Annotated in this window: 18 protein-coding genes, 1 tRNA gene and 1 pseudogene; 11 read left to right on the top strand and 9 right to left on the bottom strand. The window is 38.8% G+C overall.

The window, feature by feature from the left end:
* Window positions 1-69: 69 nt before the first annotated feature.
* The 4 genes and pseudogenes from RM541_RS15335 to RM541_RS15325 all read right to left on the bottom strand — a co-directional run bounded on the left by RM541_RS15335 (window position 70) and on the right by RM541_RS15325 (window position 4,172).
* A tRNA-Ser gene (locus RM541_RS15335) sits at window positions 70-154 on the bottom strand.
* 259 nt (window positions 155-413) lie between these two features.
* A pseudogene (locus tag RM541_RS17530) lies at window positions 414-696 on the bottom strand (transposase); the annotation flags it as partial.
* Window positions 697-990: 294 nt separating this feature from the next.
* Window positions 991-3,150: a hypothetical protein gene (locus RM541_RS15330; RefSeq protein WP_311501013.1), complete on the bottom strand. Its 2,160-nt coding sequence runs from the start codon at window positions 3,148-3,150 to the stop codon at window positions 991-993.
* Window positions 3,151-3,554: 404 nt separating this feature from the next.
* Window positions 3,555-4,172, bottom strand: coding sequence for a class I SAM-dependent methyltransferase (locus RM541_RS15325; RefSeq protein ID WP_311501012.1), 618 nt, complete (start codon window positions 4,170-4,172; stop codon window positions 3,555-3,557).
* Window positions 4,173-4,844: 672 nt separating this feature from the next.
* On the opposite strand from RM541_RS15325, the gene RM541_RS15320 reads away from it, so the two are divergent.
* The 4 genes from RM541_RS15320 (at window position 4,845) to RM541_RS15305 (ending at window position 8,746) form a co-directional block, all read left to right on the top strand.
* Window positions 4,845-5,201: a hypothetical protein gene (locus tag RM541_RS15320; protein WP_311501011.1), complete on the top strand. Its 357-nt coding sequence runs from the start codon at window positions 4,845-4,847 to the stop codon at window positions 5,199-5,201.
* 842 nt (window positions 5,202-6,043) lie between these two features.
* Window positions 6,044-6,631 (top strand): HupE/UreJ family protein, encoded by a 588-nt coding sequence (locus tag RM541_RS15315; RefSeq protein ID WP_311501010.1) that lies wholly within the window; start codon window positions 6,044-6,046, stop codon window positions 6,629-6,631.
* A gap of 91 nt (window positions 6,632-6,722) precedes the next feature.
* A complete protein-coding gene (locus RM541_RS15310; RefSeq protein WP_311495243.1) occupies window positions 6,723-7,154 on the top strand; it encodes a deoxycytidylate deaminase in 432 nt (143 codons plus the stop codon).
* Window positions 7,151-8,746 (top strand): S41 family peptidase, encoded by a 1,596-nt coding sequence (locus RM541_RS15305; RefSeq protein ID WP_311501009.1) that lies wholly within the window; start codon window positions 7,151-7,153, stop codon window positions 8,744-8,746. The genes RM541_RS15310 and RM541_RS15305 overlap by 4 nt, the downstream gene beginning before the upstream one ends.
* A gap of 303 nt (window positions 8,747-9,049) precedes the next feature.
* Here the strand turns inward: RM541_RS15305 and RM541_RS15300 are convergent, their stop codons facing one another.
* Genes RM541_RS15300 through RM541_RS15290 form a run of 3 tightly spaced genes read right to left on the bottom strand, consistent with a single transcriptional unit; the run spans window position 9,050 to window position 10,456 of the window.
* Window positions 9,050-9,658, bottom strand: a complete 609-nt coding sequence (locus tag RM541_RS15300) for an FAD-dependent oxidoreductase (RefSeq protein WP_311501008.1) — start codon at window positions 9,656-9,658, stop codon at window positions 9,050-9,052.
* A 4-nt stretch (window positions 9,659-9,662) separates the two neighbouring features.
* Complete coding sequence (locus RM541_RS15295) at window positions 9,663-9,857, bottom strand: hypothetical protein (RefSeq protein ID WP_311501007.1); 195 nt, start codon at window positions 9,855-9,857, stop codon at window positions 9,663-9,665.
* Window positions 9,854-10,456 carry a MarC family protein gene (locus tag RM541_RS15290; protein ID WP_311501006.1) on the bottom strand — a complete coding sequence of 201 codons (603 nt, stop codon included), beginning with the start codon at window positions 10,454-10,456 and terminating at the stop codon, window positions 9,854-9,856. The genes RM541_RS15295 and RM541_RS15290 overlap by 4 nt, the downstream gene beginning before the upstream one ends.
* 124 nt (window positions 10,457-10,580) lie before the next feature.
* On the opposite strand from RM541_RS15290, the gene RM541_RS15285 reads away from it, so the two are divergent.
* The 5 genes from RM541_RS15285 to dgt all read left to right on the top strand — a co-directional run bounded on the left by RM541_RS15285 (window position 10,581) and on the right by dgt (window position 17,966).
* Entirely contained in the window at window positions 10,581-11,147 is a 567-nt protein-coding gene (locus tag RM541_RS15285; RefSeq protein ID WP_311501005.1) for a DUF3109 family protein, read from the top strand.
* Window positions 11,148-11,541: 394 nt separating this feature from the next.
* On the top strand, window positions 11,542-12,363 hold the full coding sequence (locus RM541_RS15280; RefSeq protein ID WP_311501004.1) for a DUF4412 domain-containing protein: 822 nt from the start codon (window positions 11,542-11,544) through the stop codon (window positions 12,361-12,363).
* Window positions 12,364-12,851: 488 nt separating this feature from the next.
* Complete coding sequence (locus tag RM541_RS15275) at window positions 12,852-13,829, top strand: ribonucleotide-diphosphate reductase subunit beta (protein ID WP_311501003.1); 978 nt, start codon at window positions 12,852-12,854, stop codon at window positions 13,827-13,829.
* A gap of 122 nt (window positions 13,830-13,951) precedes the next feature.
* Window positions 13,952-16,411, top strand: coding sequence for a ribonucleoside-diphosphate reductase subunit alpha (locus tag RM541_RS15270; protein WP_311501002.1), 2,460 nt, complete (start codon window positions 13,952-13,954; stop codon window positions 16,409-16,411).
* Between the two features lie 211 nt (window positions 16,412-16,622).
* Window positions 16,623-17,966, top strand: coding sequence for a dGTP triphosphohydrolase (gene dgt, locus RM541_RS15265; RefSeq protein ID WP_311501001.1), 1,344 nt, complete (start codon window positions 16,623-16,625; stop codon window positions 17,964-17,966).
* A gap of 31 nt (window positions 17,967-17,997) precedes the next feature.
* Here the strand turns inward: dgt and RM541_RS15260 are convergent, their stop codons facing one another.
* Entirely contained in the window at window positions 17,998-19,002 is a 1,005-nt protein-coding gene (locus RM541_RS15260; protein WP_311501000.1) for a DUF3078 domain-containing protein, read from the bottom strand.
* Between the two features lie 36 nt (window positions 19,003-19,038).
* Window positions 19,039-20,817, bottom strand: a complete 1,779-nt coding sequence (locus tag RM541_RS15255) for a 1-deoxy-D-xylulose-5-phosphate synthase (protein WP_311500999.1) — start codon at window positions 20,815-20,817, stop codon at window positions 19,039-19,041.
* Window positions 20,818-21,099: 282 nt separating this feature from the next.
* On the opposite strand from RM541_RS15255, the gene RM541_RS15250 reads away from it, so the two are divergent.
* Both RM541_RS15250 and RM541_RS15245 read left to right on the top strand, forming a co-directional pair.
* A complete protein-coding gene (locus RM541_RS15250; protein WP_311500998.1) occupies window positions 21,100-21,549 on the top strand; it encodes a nucleoside deaminase in 450 nt (149 codons plus the stop codon).
* Window positions 21,550-21,647: 98 nt separating this feature from the next.
* Window positions 21,648-23,804: a thioredoxin domain-containing protein gene (locus RM541_RS15245; protein ID WP_311500997.1), complete on the top strand. Its 2,157-nt coding sequence runs from the start codon at window positions 21,648-21,650 to the stop codon at window positions 23,802-23,804.
* Window positions 23,805-23,819 lie beyond the last annotated feature (15 nt).

Below are 23,819 nucleotides of genomic sequence, written 5' to 3'. Positions count from 1 at the left end.
AACATATGCCCCTAATTCTGCCTCTAAAAATGAAAAGCCCCGTAAACGTAATGTTTACGGAGCTTTCAGCGGAGAAAGAGGGATTCGAACCCCCGGAGGTGTGACCCTCAACAGTTTTCAAGACTGCCGCATTCGACCACTCTGCCATTTCTCCTTAGCGGATGCAAATATAGAAAGCTTTTTTCATTTGAAAAAGGTTTTATTGCTGTTTTTTACAATCCTTTATTTTTCAAATTCGATTAAGAAGCTCTTGGACTCTATTCCATTTCTGCTTTAAGAATTGTCTGTAACAACATGTATTCATTACTATATAAAGAGAATGAAAAACAAAATCTCTAGATGTTTTAACTTCATTTCGATGTAAGGATTAGTAGAAAAGAGCCATTTAATGGGCTGTTTAAATTTCAAATTTAATGTTTAGCCTGGTTGATATATTTGGGCTGATCGTTTATAGTTTCTATGACAGATCCCTTTAGCAATAGTATTTTATCGCGCATGGTCATCAGCAAATTTTTTTCATTATTTCATGTTCCGGTCACTAAATGTAGGCTTTGATCGAATAGTAGTGCAGTCAATTCTTTAGAAAGGTATCCTTTATCTGCATACAGACTGCCGGAAACTTTCTTTAGAAAATTATTTGTTTGAAGAATGTTTATCATCCACATTGGCCTGGGTGATTAGGAAATACAGCAGCTTTTATCGTTTACATACTTAAGTATAACTATATTTCTGTTTTTTTCACGCCAAAAAAGTACTTTTCTTCAATCGAACATAGTTTATGAGATCCGTCCAACTGTCATTATTGATATCATTTACTGCAAGATCTGGGGAATAGCCTTTATTAGCAATCCCTGATGCCTGAGAATATCAGTAAACGGATTTATCACCATTAGTCCTATAAATATCCTGCAATCTAATTAATGCCAAAAATTGGCAATTATCGGCCTCTAGTCTTCAATTGACTCAAAATTCCTTTAGAGAAGATCAATGTTAGTTATTTCCATTAACCGTTGCATTTTTTGCAATTTCAATATCCTGTGCAACTTCAGGTCGTATAAGTTCCCAGTGGAAAAGATTATCTTCATTCCTGTCGTGGCTGCTTCCGTTATAGTGGGTTAACGGCATGTCCTTATAAATTGGGCGGGTGATTTCAATGACCTTATCCCAGTAATTTAGTGCTTTTATCAGATGGTTTACGGCATTTTGCTTGTTTTCTGCTCCGCCTTTAATCCTATAGGTTTGAAGCGCTACAGCTCCTTTCAGTTTTTCTGCAAGATGCAGTCCTAAATACGACCAGGTTTTAACATCTGCAACTTCATACATTAACGAGGCATTATTTTCAGTATTAATATCTTCAACTAAACTTAAAGCTTTTTGGGTGTCTGTCTCCAGCATATCAATCAGAACAGGCGGAGTAACTTCATCTTTTTCAAAAGATCCTCGGGAGGTACGTCTTTGGACAAAATCTTTAACAGATACATAATCTGGGTCTAAAGTAGGCTGGTTTATTAATTGATCTACGGAAATGTACTGCGTGTTATCCCCAATAAGGGCCATAAAACCTTCGCCGTAAAGTGTAAAGTCCCATCTCGAATCATAAAGGGATGCAAGGCGCAATTGTGTAGCGGAGGCAAGGGAGTATGCCTGAAGCAGGTTGTCTCCCTGGTTGCCATAGCGCTCGTTAAATTCGGCCTGGAAAATATCATCGGGAGTTTTGGGATTATACAGCAGCCTTCCCCAAAGTTTATAAAAAAGCCACTGCCGTTGAAAAGCATAATTCCAGTCTACCGGCGCATCTATGGCGGTAAAATAATCTTTCGCAGGAATATAGGTTTCAGAGCCTATAAAATATCCGCCGATATAGCTTTGACTATTTAGGGCGATATGTTCCCGGATAAAATCTGGAACTCCCCAGCGAAGAGCAAAAAAATCTTCATTCCGGGCGGTGTAGGTGACCTTGTATCCTTCGGGTTCGGGATTATAAAAAGTGTCAAACATCTCGCCACCGTGTACTTTTACCAACTGCGGAGTGGAATGTGCATGGGACCAGTTGTACTTTAAATCTGCCCAGATGGGTCCTTTTATAAAATCCAGGCTAGCCTCTCTTTCAATAGCATTCCGAGTTAATTGCTCTAACTCCACACTGGTTTTTCCCAAAGATTCTGAAGTACTTGAAAAAGGAATGCGATGTACAAGCTTTAGGTCCCGACCCACCTGGCGCATACCTTCAATATAAGTTTCATAAATCCAGTCTTCTCGTTGCTGGGGCGTCATTCCTGCCATACCTTCTCCAAGTGTAAGGCCAAGACCGGTAAGCGTAGGATATTCCTGAAACATTTGGGTGATACTTTCCCGCGTATAGCGCTTCACAATTTCTGAAGTATCGCCCGGTATGTAATAATTCGGATACACATTTTCCCGGGCCACATTATGTGCTTCGGAAAATTCCGGACTAACAAAGATGTTAAACGGAATTATATAAGTATCGATCGCACGCTCATCTGCCATCCTGAAGATTTCCCGGTGCAAATGTTTCCATTCTTCCATTTCTTTATCACTAAACGGACTTGCTTCCGGAAAGTTCTTCGGCTTGATCATAAATACAAAGGGATGAAGGTTCCATAACGAAAGCGCATTAAAGCGATTTTTCGCCATCATATCCAGGAAAGCTTCCCAGTATTTCACATCGCGGACAGTCTCATAGTGCTGGTCCAGCGCAGAACTTGGCCGGTAGGTGTACCACGGCGTGTTATGCTTTATTGCCCGCAGCGCATTGTGCGGACTTTCGCTACTCTTTTTAATATTCTGAAGTGAAGTCCCGTTTCGTATACTTTCAGCAACCGAAAGGCTCCCGTAGATCACCCCTCTATGGTCACCTCCATAAATCGTGATAATTTTTCCTTCCGGAATAATGGAATATGCCTCACTGCCAAGATTAACAGCATTTACTGCTATGCTGATTAGATAATCATAACCCGTTTGTTCCTCCAAAATTGAATATTCCTGCTCCAAAAGAGCTTGCTTCAGCATTTTGGCAGCATATTCTTCCTGGGGAACATCCTGGTCGTATAATAAATAGACATTTTGAGAAAATCCGGAATAAATACTTCCGATAAAACATAAAAAAAAGCAGACGAATAGTTTTTGCATAATTTATTAGCTAAGAGGTAAACGTTTCAAAATCTGGTGCATGCTCAAAAATGGCAATTATCGGCATATAGTATGGATGTGCTCAAATGCTGAAGTTGTACCAGAAACATTGTGAAAATTTAGTCGATGCTTAAAAATAGCAATTTTCGGCAGATGAACAGTGGTTTCCTTATCGTTAATTGATCTTAGGCTCTATCTCTTGTATTTCATATTTCAGGGGAATTGTCTGGAATATAAATAGAAATCCAAACTTATTCGGAGCTAAAAAGTTTAGGTACTACATGCCCGCCACATCTAAAATAGTAAAAGGTAAACAACAGCAGCAGCTTACGTTATGGTAAGGCATTCCGGGAGTATCCAATAAACAGCTATTATGCTTATCGTTGTTAGCCAAAGGCTTTTTTTTAGTTTAATTGTCTTTTAAAACTACAAAACAAAAAGTTCTGCTTTGTATTAAAGGGTGTTAAATGGTCTTCTGTTATGCACTTAATTTTGGCAAAACCATTTTTTAATTCTGATGTTAATTCTTCTTCTTTGTATTGTTTTATTTCAAGTCCGCTACACATTTTGGGGGCATTTTGTGAAAAGGTTCCGATTGTCATAAATCCGCTAACAGATTTTCTTGCAGTTTTCATGTATTTTTCTATTTGATCAGTCGTAGTTAGAAAATGAAATGTTGCTCTGTCGTGCCAAACATCAAAAGTTGTATTAGGTTCAAATTCTGTAATGTCACTTACAATCCAATTTACTTTGTTTGCTTTTTTGCCAAGTCGGTTTTTTGCTTTTTCAAGTGATTTAAAAGAAATGTCAAGAACACTAATGTTTTGAAATCCTTCATCAAGTAGATAATCCACAAGTTTACTATCGCCACCACCAACATCTATTATTTTAGCGGTTTTATCAAGTCCGAATGAATGGATTAATTCAAGAGAGGTTTTTGGTATTTCTTGTGTCCAACTTACCTGGTCTGGGTTTTTGGTTTCATAAACTGTTTCCCAATGTTTTTTGATGTCTAATTTCATTATTAGTTTTTTTTCAAGCTCGTGGCTAAGGATTAGTATATGAAAAGTAGGCGATTTCGAAGTACAAAACTTTCTGTCGTGCACAAACTTTGATACGAGCAAAAGCATTGAACTTATTAATGTTTCGTCTATTTTTTAATACATTATTTTGGCGCGTTACCTACTCTATTTTTATTCCATCTAACTCAAAATACTTCATGCTCCTATATAAATAGAGAAAATGACCTAACTCTTGATTATTTTAAATTAATTCTTATACCGTGCCGAAGCAACTGTTCATCTTAATAATTTAAAAGTATTAAAAGTCATTGGATCTCCTCATTGCAGTTATATTTCTCCATAAACTTTAAAAAACGTTTCCTGGCATTTTTTAAAAAATGATCAACAGAAACGTAAAAAATGCACTTCTACTCCTGCTGCTTCATCCAATGATATTATAAATTTTATGTTTTTAAGACGATTTCGTGAAACATTCTAACTTAGGATGTTCAGATATTCCATGATTTCCGGTTGTAAACCCAGTAATATCAAGCATCTTCAAGATCACCAGCCTTAGCTCCTAGTCCCCAGATCATTAAGAAATTTTTCAGAATAAATATTCTCTATATTTATCTCTATAAATGTATATTTGGAAAAAATATATACATTTTTTAACTATTAAATAATTATACTATGAAGAACCTGCTAATTTTTACACTATTCTTATTTTGCGGCTTTCAAATGCAGTCGCAGGAAATGACTCAGGAAAACATTGAAGTCGGCACGATTTTGAAGATAAATGAAGCTGAGGCATATGGCTTTAAGCATATTAATTTTCCGCGTCCAAATTTCATAATTAAAAGTGGTGGTATCGCTAATTATAGCAGTGTTGAAGGCAATCGCGTAAAAATCACCGCGGTGAAGACAAAAAAGGATGGAACACGGCAAGTAGAAATCGAACGCGTGGACGGGCGTAAATTCTTTAGAAACTTCACTACTGTAAAAGCAGATATTGACGAAGCTCTTGCGTCTGGCGAGATGACATTATAATTTTAATTGTCTCTTTGAATAGAAGACGATTCATTGAGGTAGGAGGCTGACTAAAATTGCCAGGATCTATAAAGTTTTTCGGGAGCTGTAAACTAGCGCAACCGAAGATAATCACAAAGTATAGGTCGATAATTGGCAATTTTAGGCATCCTCCTTTTTTATTTAGAAGAACTTTCTTTTTCTTCATCTTATTCAGCCAGATAATGGTTCCCGTAATCGGCAAATTAGTGGCGATAAGACAGGAAATGAGATATAAGACTTTTAAAGATTTCGCCCGTATGCGGAGGTTTTATAAATGATGCTACCTGTATATTATGAGGTTCCTCTTTAAATATCTCCTTTTGAAGCATTTCTCCATTACTATCCAGCACCAATTGATCTGAAACTACCTACGACCAATTACTTTCATTATATTTTCTAATCTGAAACACTCCTTTTTCTGAAGAGGGCAATGCAATATTTGTAATTTCATTATAATTCAGTTCTTTTGATGCTACTTCATAGATTTCTGCTACAGTTAACTCCTCTCAGGGATCAAAATTAAGCTGTAATTCTATTCCGGGACCGCCGCGCTTACCAAAACCAACATGGTTCTGCTAAAACAAACTAGAAAAAGTACAATTCCCCTACTCAGGCCCAGCCATAGATGAACGTCGTTCATAAACTTTCTGAAAGTGTATTTCCTCTTTTTTCTTCATTATAGGGTAATTCAATCTTAAGAGGTGCTGGCGAATCCAAATTACTATAGAATTAGGCACCCTCCTGTCAAAGGCCTCTACGCCTAAAAAACTTTGCATGTTTATGAATATGTCGTACTTTCGAATCTTTGTTAATCAACTCGTATGTCGCAATTTTGGCTTTATTTTAACCTCGGCCTTGAGCATGTTCTTGACTGGCAGGCATACGATCATATGCTTTTCCTAATTGTGCTTGTAGTAGGGTACGGATTTATCAGCTGGAAAAAAATTCTTTGGCTCGTCACCCTTTTCACCATAGGACACACTCTGGCCTTGTTTCTGTCTGTATATGAAATAGTTAAAGTAGATCAGGATTGGGTGGAACTTCTTATCCCCCTTACCATTCTTTTAACAGCTCTTTTTAATATTTTAAATGCAGGAAAGAATGAAAAAAAGAATAACTTAAACCTGCTGCACTTTACTACCCTGTTCTTTGGTCTTATTCACGGCCTGGGTTTTTCCTCTTACTTTAAAATGGTTACAGCCTCTGGGGAAAGTAAATTCCTGCCGCTGTTGGAGTTTGCTTTGGGAATCGAAACAGCACAGGTCATCGTTGTACTTATAGTAATGATAGCAGGTTTCCTTCTTCAAAATGTCCTTCATGTTTCCAGGCGGGACTGGATATTAGTTACATCCTCTATAATACTTGGTATTATTTTACCGATTCTTCGAGACAGTTTTGCAGCTATTTAATATTTTAGCATTCCTGAAAGATATTCAGTTTTATTCGTACTTATTCATCTACAAGGATTTAGCTTCTAACAATTAAATTGCACTTTTACTTATGCAGAAGACAAAACAATTAAAATACGACAAAGCATATTTACGCATCGCAAGGGAATGGGGGAAGCTATCTCATTGTGAAAGAAAACAGGTTGGCGCGCTTATTGTAAAAGACAGAATGATAATCTCTGATGGTTATAATGGTACTCCCAGTGGTTTTGAAAATCCCTGTGAAGACGATGAAGGATATACGAAGTGGTATGTATTGCATGCAGAGGCAAATGCTATTTTAAAAGTGGCTTCCTCTACACAATCCTGCCTTGGGGCAACGCTTTATATAACAATGTCCCCCTGTAAGGAATGTAGCAAACTTATACACCAGGCAGGAATTACGCGATTAGTATATAATATTGATTACAAGGACAATTCCGGACTTGAGTTTTTAAGGAAAGCCGGAGTTAAACTTGAGCAGATAACAGATTTAGATAATTGAAAAACAGTAATAAAATATATATCCCACTACTTTTGGGGATCGCCTGCGCCCTGGGAATTCTCCTTGGTGCCAAGCTTAATTTTACCACCTCAGACACTCTTTTTTCCGGCAATCCTAAAAAGCAGAAACTCAGTCGGCTAATTGATTATATCGATTATGAGTATGTGGACGATGTGAATACTGATAGCATTGTAGATATTACTGTAAATAAAATTCTTGAGAATCTTGATCCCCATTCGGTTTACATCCCCAGTAAGGAATACGACCATGTAAGTGAGAGTATGAAAGGTGACTTTGTGGGAATTGGAGTAAGTTTTCACACAGTTGGCGACACAATTGTTGTTATCCAGCCGCTTGAAGGTGGTCCAAGTGAAAAGACAGGAATTCGCGGTGGAGACCGCATCCTCTACGCTGATGGAACCCGCCTTTTTGGAAAAAATATAAGCACAGACTCTATTATTGGCCAACTAAAAGGCGAAGAAGGCAGCAAAGTAAACCTTAAAGTTTTTCGGAGAGGGGAAGAAAATCTGCTGAACTTTAGAATCAACCGTGGCAAAGTTCCTCTAAAAAGCGTAGACGCAGCTTATATGTTAACAGATAAGCTAGGCTATCTGAAAATTAATCGCTTTTCTGAAACCACTTACGAAGAATTTGATGATGCGCTGGAAGAACTAAAAAAGCAGGGAGCAAAAGAAATTGCTCTTGATCTTCGTAATAATCCAGGTGGATATCTTTCTGAAGCTATTAATATTGCTGATGAATTTTTAAAAGATGACAAGCTCATTCTTTTTACCAAAAATAAGAGTGGTTCTGTTGAAAAAACCTTTGCACAGCGCGAGGGGGATTTTGAAAACGGAAAAGTGTATGTTCTAATAAATGAAGGTTCTGCTTCTGCCAGCGAAGTCGTTGCAGGTGCTTTACAGGACAACGACATAGGTACTATTGTGGGACGGCGCTCTTATGGAAAGGGTCTCGTGCAACGTGAAATGGAACTGGGAGATGGAAGTGCAGTAAGACTTACCATTGCACGGTACTATACACCTACAGGACGCTCCATTCAAAAGCCTTATGGAGAAGATAATAAAACCTATTACAACGACTACATGCGGAGGTACAGAAATGGTGAGTTACAAAGTGCCGACAGTATTCATGTTGAGGACGCTCTTCGTTATAAAACTCCAGGTGGAAAAATTGTGTATGGCGGCGGCGGAATAATTCCAGATGTTTTTGTTCCAAAAGATCTCGAGGCAGAAAAAGAACAGTATATGCTGCTTCTTAACGGAGGATTCATGGGCAGATTTATCTTTGATCTCATGGAGCAGGATCGGGATTACTACAACTCCATTAGCCAGGAAGAGTTTGAGAAGCAGGAGATGATTAATGATCAGGTAATTAAGGAATTTCTTAGATATGGCAGAAATCAAAGTCCAGGAATTAATATTCAGGTGAAGCAATACAAACCTTTACTAAAGCAGTATTTAAGAGCTGTTATGGCACAGCAACTTTTTGGAACTAATGCATTTGAACGAATAAAAAACGAAGGTGATCGAATAATTGAAAAAGTAATTCAATTGTCGAAGGAAAAAACCTAATTTGGAATCGTGAATGCTCCAAATGATTTTTTAGAAGCTTGTCTAACCCTTTCGCCTCTTTTCTTTTTTATTATAGCAGTGAGTTGCCGCTTATTGGACAACAGTGCATTACTTTTTCTTCAAAAGGAAATTTTAGTAACTTCTTCTAATGTATCTGTAAAAATTATTAAAAAACAGATAAATACTAATAAGGATAAAGATTTTAAGCGCCGACTAAAAAGAGCTTTAGTGTTCCGCCAATTGCATCGTACATTTATCATATTGACCTTACTCTCACTATTTATCGTTTTAACCTCTCTCCTCTTAAATTAATTTATCATGCACCTTAGTATGCTCCCCTTCATTCCACTCTGTTAGAATATCTGTTGCAACAGCCGCACCGCTACCGCAGGCTATAGCATATTGGCTCCTCCAGCCCGCCAAAGTACCGGCAACATATAGTCCCGGAAAAACCACATGATCTTCGTTGATAAGCTGAATCCTGTTTTTGGAAGCTTTTGCTTTTTTATGTGGAATTATATACTTTTCAAGTCCCTTTACTTTTACCAGGTTCGAATAACCAATCGCAACCACAACTTTTTGGGAAAAATAGGTATTTTTATTAGAGATGACCTGAAAACCAACTTCAAGAGGACGAATTTCCTTCACTTTTTCTTTTCCAATACCTTTAACACGAGGATATCTTTCAGCAATTTGCTCAAGGCCACTTTTTAGAATAGATTGCCCTGAAGTTCCTGGAGGTATTCCTAGTGCATTATTAAAAAGTGCAGATTGCAGGTCGCTGGCTTTTTGGTGCATAATGATACCTACTCTTTTACTTTCTGCAAAAGGCTTATCGAGCGCAGAACCTAACACCAGCGCACAAGACATACCGGCAGCACCGCCCCCTATTACAAGAACATCAAACTCCATCAATTCAAGAATTCTTTCTGGAAATTTTTCTCGAAACCAGAAGGATAGCCATTAATAGAACTACACAGAAACTGGCAAGAATAGCTGCCGTCGCGTTAGCACTCTCACCTTTCAGAAGATTATCAAAGTCAAGAATTCTTACATGATACCCTATTAGGATAACAGCCAAAATTATGACAGAATAAATAAAAATTTTCATTGAAATAAACTTTGGATATTTGTGGCAAAAAGTTTGACTGCTATTGCCAGCAGAATCACCCCAAATATTTTCCTAATTACATTAATGCCCTGCTGCCCCAGAATTCTCTCGATTTTACCCGAAGATTTCAGAACAGCATATACAAATATAATATTCATAATGATAGCAACAATAATATTTACCGTTTCATATTCAGCCCTTAAGGAGAGAATAGAAGTCATTGTACCCGCACCTGCAATTAATGGAAAGGCAAGTGGAACAATAGAAGCTGTTTCATGAGCATCATCCTTGTACAGAGAAATACCCAATATCATTTCCAGGGCAATAAAAAACAAGATAAAGGCACCAGCCACAGCAAAAGAATTAACATCAATTCCTATAAGATTCAGAATTTCTTTTCCAACAAACAGAAACAGGATCATCAAGATTCCCGCCACGATAGCCGCCTTTTCACTCTCAACATGACCAGCTTTCCTTCTTAAGTCAATAATTATAGGAATACTCCCTATAATATCAATAACTGCAAAAAGCACCATGCCCGCTGTGAAAATCTCTCTAAGATTTATAGTTTCTTTTATTAGAGTGATTATTTCTTTCATATCGCTAATTTCGTGCAAAATTAGTCTTTAATTCAGAGAATTCCCTCGGTTATAAAATGAAACTTTTTATAAAATTTTACCCGAAGTTTGGACTTAAAAAAGCTTATAAATTTATATTTGCACTATGTTTCAATTAGGAAAAACCATAGTATCTGAAGAGATCATTAAAAATGATTTTGTCTGTAACCTTTCAGCTTGTAAAGGAGCCTGTTGCATAGACGGGGATGCCGGCGCACCGGTAGAAGAAGAGGAAGCGAAAATTTTGAAAGAAATCTATCCAAAAATAAAGCCTTTTCTTCGGAAAAAAGGAATAGAAGCCATAGAAAAGCAGGGCACTTCTATTACTACCGAAAATGGTGAAATTGAGACACCCTTAATAGACGGTGCAGACTGTGCTTATGTCACTTTTGACGATAAGGGAACTGCCCTTTGCGGAATTGAAGAAGCCTATAATCAGGGAGAAATCGAATGGAAAAAACCCGTCTCCTGCCATTTATATCCCGTCCGCATTCAGGACTATTCAGAATTTTCCGCAGTAAATTACCACCGATGGCAAATTTGCGATGATGCCTGCAGCCTGGGCGCAGAACTTCAGGTTCCGGTTTATAAATTTGTAAAAGAAGCCCTTATCCGCAAATTTGGTGAAGACTGGTACATGGAACTGGAGAAAGTTGCAGAAAGAATTAAATGATTATCCAGTTAATAGATTGAAAATCAATCACTCCCTTTTTGACTTCTTCTTTTTATTTCCTATATTTATAACTATCTTTTAAAGAGTAGGTTGAGCCTCCTATTTTTTAAAAGTACACTTTTCTGATAAGGTTTAGTATTTCAAATCTGAACCTGATTAAACAGGCAAACCCTCCCTCAGGGCCTTTCCCCACGTCTGTATTTATTTTTGAATTGTAAAACAATAAATACGCAGCAATGGAAAAAAACCAGACATTCATTACCTGAGAAGCCCGTTACCTTTCTTTTGCTAGAAATTAGCAGCCAATTTTCTTTTAACAAATCCCCTGAAAGTTGAGTTTCTTCAACTTATACTAACTTTTTATAAATGATGTATAACCACAAAAGAAATAATTATGAAGAAAATAGTGATTCTATGCCTGTCAGCATTTCTGATTAGCACCAGCGCAGATGCACAATTTTTGAAAAAATTAAAGAACAAAGTGCAGGAAAAAGTAGAAAATGCTGCTATAGATAATGTATCAGACAAAGCAGCAAACGAGACAAACAAGAGCTTAAATTCCATTTGGGAAAAAAAATTGAGTGAAGGTAATTTTACTATGGGAATGCAACACGTTGATCCCGAAGAAGTACCCGCAACTTACGATTTTGATTGGCTCTACAACATGCAAATCACCTCCGGCAGCGGAGAAATGGACATGCTCTACCACCTTAAAGAAGACGCCCCTTATTTTGGAATCAAGATGCAGCAGCAGGGAGAGATGTTTATGGTAATAGACAATGAGAACGATCTAAGCGTAATGTTTATAACTTCCGGTGAAAATAAATACCTGATGGCCTCCAGGTTCGACATAGAAGAAACTCCCGAAGATAGTGAGGACTTTTACGATGATATGGAAATAAAAGCGATTGGCAATAAAACAATTTTAGGCTTTGACTGCCAGGGCTATGAGGGGGAAAACGATGATTACCTCATCCGGTTTTATGTGACCGATGAAGCCGGAATAGGTTTTAAGGGAATGTTTCAGGACCGGCAAAATACCTTACCTGAGAATTTTAATCCGGAATGGCTGCAGGATGGCGATGTACTCCTTATGGAAATGGAGATGCAGGACAAGAGAAAAGAAAAAAACAATATTAGCATGACCTGTACAAGGATAGAAAAGGAATCCGTAATTCTTAAGAAATCTAATTACAACAGCATGGGAGGCCAATAATTGCCATTTTTAGCAACCGTCCACAACATTAATTCTGAAGCAATCATGCAAATATCTGCAATCTTGTTTCAGAATTTTTTATGCAGCAAACTTCCCGGCCTTTTTGAAGAACAATACATCGTGCACTTATTATTTCTAAAAATTCTCTTAAAACCGGATCCATCACGAGACCAAATAGTTCGCAGAAAAATTCAAAATTCATCTTAAAAACTAAAGCGGAATTGCATCCTGTAGCAGCCGCCAATTCTACCATCTCACTACATAAAGCCCCTTATTTATACAATGGACACCCCACTATGAATTAATCTTAAATAGTTGAATAACAATCTATTAAAATCCACATCTTTTGCCAAATCAGTAAACCTTCCTTTCTATCATGTTCAAAACTTTGTTGAAAAGCTTTCCCCTTACATCTTCCAAAATCATTTACATTTCTCCATATTTGTTATACTCAGTTATGTTAACAAACACTAAAAACTCTACTCCCCATGGCGCAGCTTGAACCCATTCTACAAGAAAACAAAGATCGATTTGTAATTTTCCCAATTAAACATCATGATATTTGGGATTGGTACAAAAAAATGGAGGCTAGTTTCTGGACAGCCGAGGAGATTGATCTACATCAGGATCTGGATGATTGGAACAACAAGCTAAATTCAGACGAGCGCTATTTTATAAAGCATATTCTTGCATTTTTTGCAGCTTCCGACGGAATTGTAAATGAAAATCTTGCTGAAAATTTCGTGAACGAGGTACAGTATGCTGAAGCCAAGTTCTTCTACGGATTTCAGATTATGATGGAAAATATCCATTCTGAAACCTATTCGCTCCTTATTGACACTTACGTAAAGGATGAGAAAGAAAAAGATCAGCTTTTTAAAGCAATTGAAGTATTTCCTGCTATTCAGAAGAAAGCACAGTGGGCACTTAAATGGATAGAATCTGATTCTTTCGCTGAACGCCTAATCGCTTTTGCTGCTGTAGAAGGAATTTTCTTTTCAGGATCCTTCTGCTCTATCTTTTGGCTTAAGAAACGTGGACTTATGCCCGGTCTTACTTTCTCTAATGAATTAATTTCCCGGGATGAAGGTGTGCACTGTGACTTTGCGGTTCACCTGCATAATAACCATCTTATAAACCAGGTGCCTAAAGAACGCATCAGGGCAATTCTTATCGATGCGCTTAATATTGAACGTGAATTTATTACGGAGTCATTACCGGCAAGTCTTATTGGCATGAATGCAAAATTAATGACGCAATACCTGGAATTTGTAACGGACAGGCTTCTTGTAGAGCTGGAATGTGAGAAAGAATATGGCTCATCCAATCCATTCGATTTTATGGATATGATCAACCTGCAGGGAAAAACCAATTTCTTCGAAAAAAGGGTTGGAGAATACCAGAAAGCCGGGGTAATGAACAAAGACAAAGATTCAGATAAAATCAGTTTCGACGCTGATTTTTAAGCTCCAGAACTCCCGAATAAAACCATTTCCCCGGCTCTATCAAAAGGGGAAGCACATTAAAAAATAAACGCCTACAATCCCTCCCTCTCGGGAGGCCGGTAGGGCACCAAAATATTGGCAATATGTATGTAGTAAAAAGAGACGGACACAGAGAACCCGTAATGTTCGACAAAATCACCGCCCGGGTTAAAAAGCTTTGTTACGGACTTAACGAATTGGTAGATCCTGTTAAAGTTGCCATGCGGGTAATAGAAGGCCTATACGACAATGTAACGACGAGTGAACTCGACAACCTTGCTGCAGAAATTGCCGCTACGATGACCACGTCTCATCCCGACTACGCCAAACTTGCTGCACGTATTTCAGTTTCCAACCTTCATAAAAATACGAAGAAGACTTTTTCTGAAGTGATGACAGATCTTTATGAGTACATCAATCCAAGAACCGGTGAAAAAGCACCACTTCTGGCAGATGATGTTCATGAAGTTATTCAGAAAAACAAAGAGTTACTGGATTCAACAATAATTTATAACCGTGATTTTGGCTATGATTATTTCGGCTTTAAAACCCTGGAGCGATCCTATTTATTGAAATTGAACGGCAAAATTGCTGAACGGCCGCAACACATGCTAATGCGTGTCTCTATTGGTATTCATTTAAACGATATAGAAGCCGCGATAGAGACTTATGAGTTGATGTCCAAGAAATATTTTACTCACGCTACCCCAACACTTTTTAATTCGGGAACTCCAAAACCTCAAATGTCGTCCTGCTTTCTGCTTACCATGAAAGACGACAGCATCGACGGTATTTACGACACGCTTAAGCAAACCGCAAAGATTTCCCAGTCTGCAGGCGGGATAGGTCTGTCAATTCACAACGTTCGTGCAACAGGCTCTTATATTTCCGGCACCAACGGTACTTCTAACGGAATTGTTCCCATGCTAAGGGTATTCAACGATACTGCCCGTTATGTAGACCAGGGCGGCGGTAAACGTAAAGGTTCTTTTGCTATGTATGTGGAGCCATGGCATGCCGATATTTTCGATTTTCTTGATCTTAAAAAGAACCACGGAAAAGAAGAAATGCGTGCGCGCGATTTATTCTACGCCATGTGGATGCCGGATCTTTTTATGCAGCGTGTAGAAGAAAATGCTGAATGGACTTTAATGTGCCCTCATGAATGCCCGGGATTATTTGATATTCACGGAGAAGAATTTGAAAAGCTTTATTCACAATATGAAGCTGAAGGAAAAGGCAGAAGAAGCATAAAAGCCCGAGAACTTTGGGAGAAAATCCTGGAGTCTCAAATAGAAACTGGTACGCCTTATATGTTATATAAAGATTCGGCGAATAGAAAGTCGAATCAGAAAAACCTGGGAACCATCCGCTCTTCGAACTTGTGTACCGAAATTATGGAATACACCAGTCCAGATGAAGTGGCGGTTTGCAACCTCGCTTCAATTGCTTTGCCAATGTTCGTGAAAAACGGAGAATTCGACCATAAAGAGCTTTATAAAATCACGAAACGCGTTACCAAAAACCTGAACAAGGTAATAGATCGCAATTATTATCCGGTAAAAGAAGCTGAAAATTCCAACATGCGCCACCGTCCGGTAGGACTTGGAGTTCAGGGATTGGCAGATACTTTTATTAAACTCAGGCTTCCGTTTACAAGCGACGCAGCAAAAGCGCTAAATCAGGATATTTTTGAAACGCTTTATTTCGCTGCAGTCACAGCTTCTATGGAATTAGCCAAAGAAGAAGGACCATATTCCACTTTTGAAGGTTCCCCAATCAGCCAGGGAGAATTTCAGTATAACCTTTGGGGAATAAAAGATGAAGACCTTAGCGGGAGATGGGATTGGGCAAAACTGCGCAAGCAGGTAGTGAAAAATGGAGTGCGGAATTCACTTCTTGTAGCACCTATGCCAACGGCTTCCACTTCCCAGATTTTGGGCAATAATGAGGCTTTTGAGCCTTACACTTCCAACATATACACCCGCCGGGTACTTTCCGGGGAATTTATTGTAGTTAATAAACACCTGCTGGAAGATCTCGTAGAGCAGAATCTTTGGACAGATGATGTAAAAAACGCCATTATGAGAAATAACGGGTCGGTTCAGGATATTGATGTAATTCCGCAGGAGCTTAAAGAGCTTTACAAGACCGTTTGGGAACTCAGTATGAAGGATATTATTGATATGTCGCGCCAGCGTGGCTATTTTATTGACCAGTCACAGTCGCTTAACCTATTTATGGAAAATGCAAACTACGGAAAACTGACTTCCATGCACTTCTATGCCTGGAAAAGCGGCTTAAAGACCGGAATGTACTACTTAAGGACCAAAAGTGCGGTAGATGCTATAAAATTTACCCTTGAAAAAGAGAAAAAAGCGCAACCAATAGCTGAAACCACTCAAAAAGCCCCTGAAAGTGCCGCGGAAATTGTGCAAAACCAGAACCCGGCTCCTGCCAACGTGGTTACAGACGAAAGTTCCCTTTCTCCGGAAGAAATACGTGCGATCATCGCACAATCCAAAGAAGGCGAAGGTGACGACTGTTTAATGTGTGGCTCTTAAATTGGCAATTATCGGCATATAGAAAATAGTCCCGCAGATCGCGCAGATAATCGCAGAGTACTTTCTCTAAAACTTTTGAGATCTGCGTAAATCAGCGGTATCTGCGGGAGAAATTGAAGGGAATGTTCAGAGTTAATTCAGAATCCATACGTCTCAGGAGAAGTTTCTCGTGAAAGTGAACTAAATTTGCCGCAGAAGCAAACAAATTAAAATGAACTGGGAACAACTCCTTTCACTTAAACGCTACGGCGACACGCATAAAAGGCTTAGAAAAGAACAAAATGAAACCCGCTTAGGTTTTGAAGTGGATTATGACCGGATTATTTTTTCTTCTGCCTTTCGTAGTCTTCAGGATAAAACCCAGGTCATTCCGCTTTCTAAAACCGATTTTGTCCATACGCGGTTAACGCATAGCCTGGAAGTTTCTGTAGTTGGTCGTTCTTTGGGAAGACTGGCAGGTCAAAAAATCCTGGAAAAACATCCGCACCTTTCCACGATTCACGGTTACCAGATGAACGATTTTGGGGCTATTGTTGCTGCGGCTGCACTTGCCCATGATATCGGCAATCCGCCTTTTGGCCATTCCGGAGAAAAAGCAATAGGAGAATACTTCAGTCATGGCAACGGACAACGTTTTAAAAAGCAACTTACTGCCACCCAATATCAGGATTTGGCAAAATTTGAAGGTAACGCGAACGGATTCAAAATTCTAACCGAAAACAGGCCGGGAATTGATGGCGGAATTCGGTTATCTTACGCTACTTTAGGAGCTTTCACGAAATACCCCAAAGAATCCCTTCCGCATAAACCCACTCAAAATATCGGCGACAAAAAATTCGGATTTTTTCAATCAGAAAAAGAAACTTTTCTCGAGGTTGCTGAAGAACTGGGACTAACCCAAACAAGAAACGGCGATAATGTGAGTTTTTCGAGGCACCCTTTAGCCTTCCTCGTAGAAGCCGCAGATGATATTTGCTATACCATCATCGATTTTGAAGACGGCATCAACCTCGGATTAATTGATGAGGAATATGCGCTGGAATACTTGATAAAACTGGTAAAAAACAGCATTAATACCTCTAAATACAACAGCCTGACCAATACCGCTGACAGGTTGAGTTACCTGCGCGCCCTTGCTATAAACACCCTTATTACCGAAGCTGTGGAAATTTTTCTAAAAAATGAAGAAGCCATTCTTGCAGGAGAATTTCACGAATCCCTGTTCGATAATAGCAGTTTTGAGGCACAGATCAAGGACATCATTAAAATTAGCGTGGAACGCATTTACCAAAGCGAAGAAGTAATTGGTAAAGAAATTGCCGGGTATAAAATGCTCACGCATTTGCTTGATACCTACACCCACGCATTTTTGCCCGAAGATCCTACTTCCGAATCTAATTTTCACAAGCTGGTAAAACGGTCAGTGCCTAAACTTAAAATTTCTGAAGAGCAATCAGTTTATCAAAGTCTGTTACAGATTTGTTCATATACTGCTTCCCTTACAGATGGATTTACGGTGGCTTCCTTTGAAAAATACAAAGGTTTTAGAATATAAAGCAGACTTCAGCAGGTTCTTTAAAAAATAATTAAAATTCATAGACCACACCAACTCCCAGCGTTTGCTTAAATTGAATCCTTGGCCCGGTGGTTTCCAGTTCGCCGTCGCCATCAATATCTTCCTTATACTTCACATCATCGTCATAACGTACTTGGGAACCGACGTTGGCTTTTATAAAATCATTTACTTTTAAGTTGACATTAATCTGCCAGTCTACATCTATGTTTCCAAATTTATTAAGATAATCTGAATACAAGCTAAGCCTGTTTTTAAGGTTTACATTTTCAAAAACTTCCTTGGAGAATTTACTCGTGAGCAGTAATCCAATTTCCGTACGCACGCTTTCCCCTTCTTCAATTAGATTTCCTTCCTCATCCCTAATTGCCGGAGTAACCCCAAACATTCCTTCATTGGCCAGGCGCTGATCCAGCACGAAAGTTGATTTTTGAGTAATAGGAGAAAAATAAGCCGTTAAATCCTCATTGGGATGTGAAAATTCTGCACCAACCCCCAGGAATAAATAACCGGGTGCCATAAATTTTGAAATAGGCTTATCTGTTTCAGGATAGCGGTAACCATTAGTAAACTGCGTGTTAAAATCCATTTTTGCAGAGTAATAAAAATTAGAAGTGGAATCCCTTCTATAACCAAAAGAGGAACTAAACACCAGCTCATCTTCTGTCTTTCTCACTTCCCTCCCCTCCTGAGCGTTTATCCCATACCTGATAACTGCTGAATTTCTCCAGTTGGTAAGTTTCTTTTTATAATTTCTTTCGAAGTCTCCATGTAGTAAAGCAGAAATGGAATTGTTACCCCCACTACTCCAGTTTACAAAGGCCACTTCATTAAAATCCAGCCCCACAGCATTTTTTTCGTCCCAGTAATTGGTAACATCTGTCTCTGTAGAGTCCTTTAAAGCATTATTTTCACCGGCTTCTGTTGTATCAATAATAACAGAGGTCTGGTGGTAATTTGAAGCAAAAGATTTGATAGAAAAAAGGCATAGAATTAAGCTTAATAGTCTGATTTTCATTTTAGATGGATTCTCGGAATTGCAAAAATAGAAATTTTAAACCAGCGTTTTTAATTGCGCCAGTATATTTTCAACGCTAATTCCGGAGATTTCTTGTAATTCTGCTATATTTCCCTGTTCAATAAACTTATCTGGTACTCCAAGACATCTAATTTTACCTTCAAAATCCTGTTCTGAAGCAAATTCAAGAACGGCGCTACCAAAACCACCTGTAACTGCTCCATCTTCTACAGTTATCACCGTTTTATATCTTCTGAAGATATGCTGAAGCAATTTCTTATCCAGTGGTTTTACGAAAATCATATCATAATGACCAATCATCTCTTTTTCTGAAGCCTCTAAATTTTGAATTGATTCAGAAACATTGGCTGCCATAGGTCCTATGCTTAAAATGGCAATTTTCGACCCTTCAGTTAAACATAAGCCTTTTCCCATTTCCATTTCTTTAAACGGAAGGTCCCATTCGGTTTTTACTCCGCGGCCCCGGGGATATCGTATTGCAAGAGGGCTATTTAAATTCAGTTGAGCGGTATAAAGTAAATTCCGAAGCTGTATTTCGTTGGAAGGAGCAGCAATAACCAGGTTTGGAATACATCTTAAATACGCAATGTCAAATATTCCGTGGTGGGTAGCACCATCCTCCCCTACCAAACCTGCGCGATCCAGACAAAAAATTACCGGAAGATTTTGTATCGCCACATCGTGAATCAATTGATCATAAGCTCTTTGTAAAAACGTGGAATAAATCGCACAAAAAACAGTATAACCCTGTGTGGCCATGCCCGCAGCAAGTGTTACCGCATGTTGTTCTGCAATTCCCACATCAAAAGCTCTTTCCGGAAAGGTTTCCATCATATACTTCAGGGAGCTTCCGGTAGGCATTGCAGGGGTAATCCCTATGATTTTTTCGTTGGTTTTTGCGAGCTCCACCAGGGTTAACCCAAAAACATCCTGGTATTTTAGTGCGAGACCTTCAGTATCATAAGGTAAAAGTTCTCCGGTATCGGGTTGAAATTTTCCCGGTGCGTGGTATTTTACCTGGTCTTCTTCAGCTTTTTTTAATCCTTTGCCTTTTGTGGTAATTACATGAAGAAACTTTGGCCCCGGAATTTTCTTTAATTCCTCGAAAGTTTTTAATAGCGAATCCAGATCGTGACCGTCTACCGGACCGAAATATTTAAAATTCAGTGCTTCGATAATATTGTACTGGGAAGGTTTATACCCCACTTTTGCTTTAGTAAGATATTGCTTTAGCGCACCCACACTAGGGTCTATACCTATAGCATTATCGTTTAGCACAACAAGCAGGTTGGCTTTGGAAACCCCGGCATGGTTAAGCCCCTCGAAAGCCATTCCGCTGGCAATAGAAGCGTCTCCTATAACAGCAATATGATGTTTTTGCGTTTCCCCCTTTAAATTCGAAGCAATCGCCATTCCCAAAGCCGCAGAAATTGAGGTTGAAGAATGTCCCGTTCCGAAAGTATCATACACACTTTCATCACGTTTTGGAAAACCGCTGATTCCATTTAAGCGGCGGTTCGTTTCAAAAACTTCCCTGCGGCCTGTTAAAATTTTATGTCCATAAGCCTGATGTCCCACGTCCCAAACTAAGAGATCTTCAGGCGTATTAAAAGTATAATGCAACGCAATAGTTAGCTCCACCACGCCCAGGCTGGCGCCAAGGTGACCTTCCTTGGTGGCAACAATATCAATAATAAATTTCCGAAGTTCTCCCGCCAGAAGTTTTAATTCCTCCGTAGCCAATTCTCTCAAATCCTTTGGGGAATCGATATTATTTAAAAACTTTCCTGCCATTATAGAAATTAGAAATTTTAATCAATTTGTCATTGATGATGAAAATATGTCTGTGTTAAAAATTTCGATGCATTATTTTGTGTAAAGATAGAAGCAGAAATGAAAGCCATGAAATATCAGGCAAAAGAATATTAACAAATCTGTTCTTTAGGTTTATTTTTAATTTTTACCTTTCCGAAGAAAACCAGCCCGGAGCACCTTAATGAAATTATTATTTAAAGTACTTTATTTTGCGGGAAGCTCTGTGAACATATAAATCCCGGTTACCGGTAAAAACAGGATATGATTGAACCTTTTGATGATGCCTACTTTATGAAAAAAGCTATGGATGAGGCTCATTCTGCTTATCAGAAAGGGGAAATTCCTGTTGGTGTTGTAGTGGTAATTAATGACAAGATCATAGCCAGAGGACATAATTTGACCGAAACCCTGCACGATGTTACTGCCCACGCAGAAATGCAGTCGATAACAGCAGCCGCAAACTTTTTAGGGGGAAAATATCTTAGGGGTTGTACAATGTATGTAACTTTGGAGCCTTGCCAGATGTGCGCCGGAGCTTTATACTGGAGTCAGCTCTCAAAACTGGTATATGCCGCAAACGACCTGCAGCGGGGCTACAGGACAATGGGCGTTCAACTACACCCCAAGACAGAAGTAAAATCAGGAATCATGGAACGTGAAGCTTCAGATTTGCTGAAACGATTTTTTGTTGAAAGAAGAAACCTTAATTAAAGATAGTTTTACTTTTAGAAAGAAGAAGCCTACTTAATTTCTTACCGGCTTCAAATTCATTTATATTTATCTTTTACAATTTTGAATTAAAAGGAATTATGGTCTCTGGAACAAAATCTAAGCTACCAAATATATTAGGTGTACTTTTTCTTTTCATTTGCGGCTTTACAGGCTGCAAGGAAGAACAAAAGGAAGAGAACGTTAATAAAAACCGACTCGCCGAGGCCAGTAGTCCCTACCTCAGGGAGCACGCAGATAATCCTGTGGACTGGTACGAATGGAGTGACGAAGCGATTGAAAAAGCGAAAGAAGAGGACAAGCCTATTATTATTAGTGTGGGCTATGCAGCCTGCCACTGGTGCCATGTGATGGAAAGAGAGAGTTTTATGGATTCCAGCGTGGCTGCCATCATGAACCGGGATTTTGTTTCTATAAAAATTGACCGCGAAGAACGCCCCGATATTGATAAGATTTACATGAATGCTGCCCAGCTGCTAAACGGCAGTGGCGGCTGGCCGCTAAACGCTGTGGCCCTTCCTGATGGAAAGCCATTTTTTGCAGGAACGTATTTTCCACCTGAAGAATGGAAGAATATTTTAAACAAAATTGCAAAAGCATATAAAGAGAATAAAGAACCTTTAGTAGAAACTGCCAAGGCTTTAACTGAAGGTATAAAAAGCACCAACAGCCTGGGAGACCTTGGTGTTCAGAAAAATGAAATTTCAGAAGCTGAATATCTTTCTGTTATGGATGCCTGGAAACCGAGGTTTGACAAAGACAAAGGAGGATACCAGGTAGAGCAGAAGTTTCCGTTACCCGTTAGCTGGGATGCGCTTTTGCAGTATTATTATTTAACCGAAGATGAAGAAGTACTGCAAATGGTAAAGACCACGCTGAACAATATGGCGCGGGGAGGAATATATGACCAGTTAGGCGGTGGCTTTTCGAGATATACCACAGATCCCGAATGGCTGATTCCGCATTTTGAGAAAATGCTTTATGATAATGCGCAGTTAATAAGTTTGTATTCCAAAGCTTACAAAGTTTCCCCTTCAGAAGAATACAAGATCGTTATTGAGGAAAGCCTGGAGTTTGTTGAACGGGAATTGTCTAATAACGAAGGAGGCTTTTATTCTTCATTAAATGCAGATTCAGAGGGGGAAGAAGGTAAATATTACGTCTGGACCATTACGGAACTCCGCAATACTTTAGATGCTTCTGAACTTGAGCTTATCACAAATTATTACAATATTGAACCTTATGGAAACTGGGAAAAAGGAAAAAATATTCTTTACCGCCAATCTTCTCCGGAAGAATTTGTTCGTGAAGAAGGCATATCCTATGAGAATTTTAAGGCTTCTATGACTGGTGCAGAGAAAAAACTTCTGGAGGAAAGACAAAACAGAATTTCACCAAGTGTTGATGACAAATCCCTTACAGCCTGGAATGCCATGATGGTCGATGCTTACCTAAATGCTTTTTTGGCCCTGGGAAATGAAGAATATTTAAAAAGTGCCATAAACAACGCTAATTTTTTAACCGATAAAATGCTGAACCCTGATTACAGTTTATGGAGAAGCTATAAAGACGGAGAAAGCCAAATAAACGCATTTCTTGACGATTATGCTTTACTAAGTCAGGCATATATCAATCTCTACCAGGTAACCCTGGACATCTCCTGGTTGCGGAAAGCCGAGAAAGTAATAGGTTATGCTATTAAAAACTTCAGAGATGACAAAACAGGAATGTTCTATTATACTTCCGGCAGTCACAACAACCTTGTTGCGCGAAAAATGGAACTCGATGATAATGTAATTCCTTCTTCCAATTCTATTATGGCTCAAAATCTCTATACCCTGGGTACGCTCCTGGAAAATGGGCAATATTTAGAAATGAGTGAGCAGATGGTTGGGCAGATGTATGACCAGGTAATGGACGACCCCTCTTATTATGCAAACTGGACAAAACTGATTGGCACCAAAGCCTTTGGAGCCTTTGAAATTGCAATTGTGGGCAAAGAGGCTCAACAGAAGAATTTTGATCTTCAGAAGGAATACTTACCCACTTCAATCTTTATGGGTGGGGAGAAAGAAAATCTTCCACTGCTAAAAGGCAAACTTTCACAAGGAGAGACTCTTATTTACGTATGCCAGAATAAAACCTGCAAATATCCTGTTCCCGAAGTGAAAGAAGCAGTTGATATTATAGAAAATTATCGCACAGGCAGAGAAGAGAACAGCAACATCTGGAATTAAATATTTCTTTTACAC

This window comes from Autumnicola psychrophila, from assembly GCF_031846645.1.
In the GTDB taxonomy this organism is placed as follows: Bacteria; Bacteroidota; Bacteroidia; order Flavobacteriales; family Flavobacteriaceae; genus Autumnicola; species Autumnicola psychrophila.
Note: the sequence above shows the minus strand (reverse complement) of the source record. Positions and strands in the feature narration are given on the sequence as shown.